The organism is Kribbella sp. NPDC050281 (assembly GCF_040655855.1).
In the GTDB taxonomy this organism is placed as follows: Bacteria; Actinomycetota; Actinomycetes; order Propionibacteriales; family Kribbellaceae; genus Kribbella.
Genome location: NZ_JBFAKS010000105.1, coordinates 1 through 1,364 on the forward strand (window position 1 = coordinate 1; position 1,364 = coordinate 1,364).

General features: G+C 70.0%; 1 protein-coding gene. It reads left to right on the forward strand.

Annotated features, from left to right (window positions below; translation table 11 throughout):
* Positions 1-356 precede the first annotated feature (356 nt).
* A partial coding sequence (locus AB0I34_RS44130) for a helix-turn-helix domain-containing protein (protein WP_360458733.1) occupies positions 357-1,364 on the forward strand: 1,008 nt, incomplete at its 3' end.

Below are 1,364 nucleotides of genomic sequence, written 5' to 3' on the forward strand. Positions count from 1 at the left end.
AGCTGGGCGAGCGTGATCTCGACTGGGCCGAGCTGACCGCCGCGGCGAAGCCGGCCGATCCGGTCCCGTCCCGAATCCTCCCAACCACCCCCATCACCCAGCCCCGCCCAGGCCGGCACCCTCCCCAGTCCAGGTGGGCACCCAGCCCAGGTCGGCACCCAGTCCAACCCAGGTCGGCACCCAGTCCAACCCAGGTCGGCACCCAGCCCAGCCCACGTCGGCGCACACAACCCCAGCCGATGTGACCCCCGGCCCACGCCTAGTGCTGTGACCGGAAATGATCGCCGGGTTGGCGGGTAGGTCGCTCCTGCCGGTTGGATGGACTGATCACGTTCAATCGGTGCTCGGGAGGCCAGGTGACGCAACCGGTCAGGGTTCGCAGGCTCACGGATCCAGAAGGGCAGAAGCTGCAGCGGATCGTGCGGCGCGGCACGATGAGCACGGTGCGCTATCGGCGGGCGATGATCCTGCTGGCCTCGGCCGGTGGCAACACGGTGCCGGTGATCGCTCGGCTGGTGCAGGCCGATGAGGACACCGTGCGCGCTGTGATTCATCGCTTCAACGAGATTGGGCTGGCCTGCCTGGACCCTCGGTGGGCGGGAGGCCGTCCCCGCCTGCTGAGTCCTGAGGACGAAGACTTCGTCGCGCAGACGGCCACGACCCGCCCGGTCAAGCTCGGCCAGCCCTTCACCCGCTGGTCCATCCGCAAACTCCTCGTATACCTCCACCGGCTGCCCGGCCGTGCCTTCACCCTCGGCCGGGAGGCGTTACGCACGCTGTTGTCCCGCCGCGGGATCACTTTCCAGCGCACCAAGACCTGGAAGGAGTCCCCGGATCCGGACTTCGAGGCCAAGCTGGATCGCATCGAGTACGCCCTCACCCAGCGGCCCGAGCGCACCTTCGCCTTCGACGAGTTCGGACCGCTCGGCATCCGCCCCACCGCCGGATCGGGCTGGGCACCACAAGGCGAGCCGGACCGGCTACCGGCCACCTACCACCGCACCCACGGCGTCACCTACTTCCACGGCTGCTACTCCGTGGGCGATGACCTGCTGTGGGGCATCAACCACAGGCGCAAAGGCATCGACCACACCTGGGCCGCCCTACGCTCGATCCGCGCCGCCCGCCCAGACGGCGCCCCGATCTACGACCCGGCCAGCCGGCGCTGGGCGACGACACCACCGCCGACCACGACGACGCGGCGGCCGGCCAGGTCCAGGCCGACGAGGTACGGATCCACGTGCGACATCATCCCGCGACCACGTGCCCGTGTCCGTGTCCGTGGCCGTGCCCATGACCGTGGGACGGGTCGTCGGGGTGGTGGTGCGGGGTCTGGGCGGCACCGAGCTTGTCCTCGAAGCCGG